This window comes from Mycobacterium sp. 050134 (genome assembly GCF_036409085.1).
GTDB lineage: Bacteria > Actinomycetota > Actinomycetes > Mycobacteriales > Mycobacteriaceae > Mycobacterium.
Genome location: NZ_JAZGLV010000107.1, coordinates 1 through 224 on the forward strand (window position 1 = coordinate 1; position 224 = coordinate 224).

At 63.8% G+C, this 224-nt stretch carries 1 protein-coding gene; it reads left to right on the forward strand.

The features are described from left to right. Nucleotides 1-15: 15 nt before the first annotated feature. The coding region (locus SKC42_RS27605; RefSeq protein WP_330967388.1) for a hypothetical protein at nucleotides 16-224 on the forward strand (209 nt) is incomplete at its 3' end.

Below are 224 nucleotides of genomic sequence, written 5' to 3' on the forward strand. Positions count from 1 at the left end.
GTCGAGCCAGCCAGGTTGAAGGAGGCTGCGAAGTATTTGCGGCAAGCGGCCGAGCAGGCGGCTCAAGGGGTGAAGGCGACCGAAGAGGCCGACTTGCGCAGCACGCTGTACAAGACCCACGGGCCGATTAGTGGGTTGTCGAACGAGGCGGTCGCTGACCAGTCAAACGTGGGTGAGGATGCGGGTCGCGTTATCGAGAAGACCTGCCTGGCATTGGCCGCGGC